Raw genomic sequence first — 5,180 nt, 5'->3', positions numbered from 1 at the left:
TTACTCTGGGGGAAACTTTCTGTAGAAAGTTTCCCCCAGACCCCCTTCAAAGACTTTCAATACGAGTTGGTTTCCCCCTGTTTTGCCAGGCAAAACAGGGGGAAACCAACTCGCGTTAAAAGTTTTTGGAGGGAGTCTGAGGGAATCTCTTCTACAAGAAGGTTCCCTCAGCGCAATAAATCAGAGTTTCCTGGCCGGATGTCTCGGGGGGCGGTCCCTGGGAGGTTTGGGCCGCAAGGGCGTAAAAATCCCGCCCGGCGCGGGCCAGGCCTCCCAGGGACCGCTGTTTTTCGAAGATGCGAACAAAACGTACAAAGGGGCCGGTGGAAACGTGGGCCTATGGCCCTTCTACAGAAAGTTTCCCCCAGGGTAATTAGTCGGAGTTTCCTTAAGAGCTTCCTCGATTTTCCGGGGGACACCGTTGCGGCGGGGGGCGCGGCGGAAAGGGCATTGAGCGAGGTTGAATTGTCCGTAGAGAAGAGTCGCTTGGTGCGGCGGGGGCGACGGTCCGGCTGGTTCCGTCTCCTGCCGGCCGGGGTGTCGGCGGCGGTCGTGCTTTCCGCTGCGGGGCTCCTGACCGGCGCATGGGCTGCGGGCAAGGACGCCTGGCCCATGTACTTCCGGGTGCCCGCCCACGATACGGTGACCGACGAGCCGCTGGCGCCGCCGCTTCGTGTCAGGTGGCGCTACAGGACGGGAGGCGCCGTCTACTCCTCGCCCGCCGTCTCGGAGGGCAGGGTCTTCATAGGCTCCCACGACGGCAGCATGTACGCCCTCGACGCCTCGACGGGCGAGCTCGTCTGGAAGTTCAAGACCGGCGGCGAGATAACGTCGTCGCCCGCCGTGCGCGACGGTGTCGTCTACTTCGGCTCCAAGGACCGCTACGTCTACGCCGTCGGCGCCGCCGACGGAGAACTCGTCTGGAAGTACCGGACCCGCGGCAAGGTCGTCTCCTCGCCCGTGCTGGCGGGCGATACGCTCTACATAGGCTCCAACGACCTCAAGATACACGCCGTAGACACCGCCACCGGCAAGAAGCGCTGGCGGGTCTTCCTGAACGATTACCGCTACGGCGGCGTCTACTCCACGCCGGCCTACCACGACGGCGTCGTCTACATCGCCTCGAAGAACACGAGGCTCTACGCCTTCGACGCCGCCACGGGCGATCTGCTCTGGGCCTACGCCACGGGCTCGGCCGTCTACGCCTCGCCGGTGGTAAGGGACGGCGTTGTCTACATATCTTCGTACGACAGGTCGGTCTACGCCGTAGACGCCGCCACCGGAGAACTGCGCTGGAAGACGGCCCTCGACGACTGGATATATGCGACGGCCGTCGTCTACGGCGACGACCTCTACGTGGGCACCAAGGGCGGCTACCTTACGAGCCTTGAGAGGAGCACGGGCAAGATAAAGTTCTGGTTCAGGCTCCCCAGCGGCATAAGCTCTACACCCGTGGTAACGGGCGACGGCTTCTGCTACGTCGGCGCCGAGGGGGGCGGCCTCTACGGCCTGAACCTCAAGAGCGGCAAGATCGTGTGGAAGGGGAGGACCGAGGGCGGGGTGAACTCGTCTCCCGTCCTTGTGGACGGCATCCTCTACGTGGGAGACAAGGCGGGCGTGGTCTATGCCTTCGAGCGCGAGTAGATACGGCGGCGCCGGCGGGCGTTTCTTCTTCGCGGCCGCGGCGGCCGCCGTCCTCTGGGGCGCGGCGGCGCCGGCGGCGCTCGCCGCCGGTGAGACGGTCGTCGATCCTTCCGCGCCTGCGCCCATGGAGGAGCTCGTTCCTCCCGGGGAGGCGGGCGGACGGGACGCGGATATCGACGAGGCGCCGATCCCGATGGAGGAGCTCGTGCCGCTCGAAGAGCTGGGCGACGTCTCCGACGAGGCGGCGATGGAGGAGCTCGTGCCGGCCGAGTACCGCGAGGAGGCCGCGGCGGCCGCCGAGGTCCCCAACCCCCACTGGCGGCCCGGCATGTGCGGCGAGTGCCACGTGGGCACGCCGGTCGAGGGGAGCCGCCCCCGCTTCAGGACCGACGACATGATCGCCCTCTGCGAGCGCTGCCACTACGACATCTCGGCCCACGCCTACATACACGCCACCGGCATGGTGCCGAGCAGGCAGAAGTACGAAAGGATGCCCGCCGAGTTCAGGGACGCCCTCAAGCGGGGAAGCCCGGAAGGGAAACTCTCGTGCATCGTCTGCCACAACCTCGTCTACCAGTGTCTCGAAAAGGAGTACTCGCGCAAGATACTGGACCCCATGTTCTTCCGCGGGGGCCCCTACAACGGCAGGACCGACATATGCTACAAGTGCCACGACCCGAAGAACTACACACGCCTCGACCCCCACGACATGATAAGCGACGAGGGCGAGATACTGACGACTAAGTGCGTCGTCTGCCACAGCGTGGTGCCGGACGTGAAGCACGCCGAGGGCATAGGCGACGTGAGCTTCAAGGTGACCGAGAACCTGGAGCGGCTCTGCCGCCGCTGCCACTACGGCATGGCCAACCACCCGGGCACCTTCATAGCCGCCTTCGGGGCGACGAAGAAGTCCAGGCGCAAGCGCAAAGAGCCCTTTACGCACCTGCGCGTTCCACCGAAGAAGGTGCTCGAACGACTGGAGAAGACGACGGCGGAGAAGGGGATCGTCATGCCGCTTGAGCCCGGCACGGGCAAGATATTCTGCGCCACCTGCCACAACCCCCACGAGCGGGGCGTGCAGCGCCTTGCCAGGGCCGACCGCGGCGCCGACAACGTGCAGAGGCTGCGGGCCGGCAGAAAGGGCGAGGTCTGCCTCATGTGCCACGACAAGTAGGGGGCGCCACGGCGGCCGGGGCGTGTTTCAGGGAGACTCCGCGATCTATTGCCGCTCCGGGAGAGGCGCGGCCCTGGGGCCCTTCTTCCGAAGGCTATTCCCGGCGGATGCGCTCGGAGATGAGAGAAAGGCCGGTCAAGAGGGGGATTTACTCAACAAAAGGATTGCAATTTGCCGTTGATTAAATATAATAACGTAGCCGAAACGACTCTGCAGGCCCCGGCCGCGGAGTGCGCAGCCCTGGGTGGTAGAAAAACGTCTTGGAGAGGATTATGATGAAGCAAGGGCGCTGTCTGCTGCTTTTTGTCGCGGTCCTGTCGGTCGTTTGGTGGTGGGGGGGGCCTTTGACGCCGTCCCCGGCCTACGGGGCCGATGACGAGAACTGTCTTATGTGCCACAAGTACATAAAGATGGGGCGCATAACCGAGGAGGGCGAGAGGAAGTACTACTACGTCAAGGAGTCGATCTTCAAGAAGACGGTCCACAACCGCGTAAGGTGCAGGGACTGTCACAACTACATCGACAAGCTCCCCCACGACCCCGTGAAGGTGGGGGTCACCTGCAACACCACCTGCCACAGCATAAAGAACCCGGCCACGAAGAAACAGTTCAACCACAAGAACATCTACGAGGTCTACCGCGCCAGCGTCCACGGCCGCGACAAGGTGGCCAAGAGCGCCCGCGACGCCGACAAGCCCTACTGCATCTTCTGCCACACCAACCCCATCTACCTCCCCGAGGAGGATGAGGTGCCCAGCCAGATCACCGATCGCTGCAACGTCTGCCACCAGGACCGCAACTTCGTCAACCACCGCTACGCCCACACGGGGCGGCGCATAAAACAGGTGGGCCGGGACTCCAGGCAGATCGTGGCGCTGTGCAGCATATGCCACGAGAACGAGGAGATGCTCGAGCGCCACGAAAGACTCGTCCACGAGGAGGGGGAGGAGCTGGGCCGCAAGTTCCCCTTCGCCGCCGAGTCCTACAAGGAGAGCTTCCACTGGAAGGTCACCAAGTACGGCTTCAACGAGGCGGCCAACTGCCTCGACTGTCACGCCAAGAAGGAGAACTACTACCTCAACGTCCATGACATCCGCTCTTCGCGCGACCCGAAGAGCACCATCCACGAGAACAACCGTGTGGAGACCTGCAAGCGCTGCCACGTGTACGCCGACAGGAGTTTCCTCGCCATCGACCCCCATCCCACCGAGCGCAAGGACGACAACCCGCTCGTCTACTGGGTCGAGCATATCTACGGCATGGTCGGTGACGCCGTTACCTACGCGCTCATAGGGCTCATGCTCCTTGAGACCTGGGGCCGCCGCCGCGACGGCGTGGCCTGGGTTCTCAGGAAAGGCACCACGTGGAGGAGGCCGAGCAAGCGCGGCCGCGACAGAATCTGGCTATAGCAACGAGGAGCTCAGGAGGTCTCGACATATGAAGCTGTCAAAACACGCAAGAAAGGTCCTGGACAGGACCATGGAGATAGAGTGGCTCGCCGAGGAGGAGAGGCGCGAGGTCGAGGAGCTCATCCGCATGATGCCCGACGACAGGGTGCTCCTCTACAAGAACGTGGACTCCAACCCCGTGGGGGACCTGCCGCGCTACTCGATACAGATACGGCTCCAGCACCTGCTCATGTTCAGCTCCTTTCTCATCCTCGCCTTCACGGGGCTGCCGGTCCACTACCACGAGAGCTTCTGGGCCAAGCCCTTCAACGACTTTCTCGGCGGCATCTACGTCACGAGGGTCATACACCGGGCCATGGCCGCGGTCTTCATCTTCTCCGGCGTATACCACGTCGTCACCATCGTCTTCGACACGCTCTACAAGATATCGCGCAAGCGGTTCGACTGGCACCGCACGATGATCCCGAGCTTCAAGGACCTTGTGGACTTCAAGGAGGACTTCCTCTACTTCCTCGGCCGCCGCGACCAGCGTCCCGAGATGGAGAAGTTCATGTACAAGCAGAAGCTCCACTACTTCGCCGCCGTCTTCGGCAACACGGTCATGATGGTCACGGGCGCCACCTTCCTCTTTCCCGACATCATCGCCAAGTTCTCCATAGCGCCCCACTACGTGCAGAGCATCACCAGGCTCGCCCACCCGCACGAGGCGTTGCTGGCCCTCATAGTCATAGCCTTCTGGCACTGGTACAACGTCCACTTCGCGCCGGGCCGCTTTCCCATGCAGTGGACCTTCCTCACGGGCAAGCTCACGCGCGAGCACCAGATAGAGGAGCACTTCCTCGAGTACCTGCGCCAGCTCGTCGAGATCCCGTCCGAGCGCGCCTACCTGCGCGAGCTGCTGACAAAGAAGAAGCTCGCGGCCGTCGAGGCTTCCCGCGGCGGGGAGAGTGCGG

At 63.4% G+C, this 5,180-nt stretch carries 4 protein-coding genes; all 4 read left to right on the top strand.

Going from position 1 to position 5,180, the window contains the following annotated elements; translation table 11 throughout:
• The first annotated feature begins 198 nt into the window (after positions 1 to 198).
• Positions 199 to 1,644, top strand: a complete 1,446-nt coding sequence (locus ENJ37_09570) for a hypothetical protein (protein HHL40742.1) — start codon at positions 199 to 201, stop codon at positions 1,642 to 1,644.
• Complete coding sequence (locus ENJ37_09565) at positions 1,625 to 2,818, top strand: hypothetical protein (protein ID HHL40741.1); 1,194 nt, start codon at positions 1,625 to 1,627, stop codon at positions 2,816 to 2,818. The genes ENJ37_09570 and ENJ37_09565 overlap by 20 nt, the downstream gene beginning before the upstream one ends.
• A gap of 260 nt (positions 2,819 to 3,078) precedes the next feature.
• Complete coding sequence (locus ENJ37_09560; protein HHL40740.1) at positions 3,079 to 4,227, top strand: hypothetical protein; 1,149 nt, start codon at positions 3,079 to 3,081, stop codon at positions 4,225 to 4,227.
• Positions 4,228 to 4,255: 28 nt separating this feature from the next.
• Positions 4,256 to 5,180: hypothetical protein (locus ENJ37_09555; GenBank protein HHL40739.1), on the top strand; the 925-nt coding region annotated here is incomplete at its 3' end.

The sequence above is a fragment of the Deltaproteobacteria bacterium genome (assembly GCA_011375175.1).
GTDB lineage: Bacteria > Desulfobacterota > GWC2-55-46 > GWC2-55-46 > DRME01 > DRME01.
Note: the sequence above shows the minus strand (reverse complement) of the source record. Positions and strands in the feature narration are given on the sequence as shown.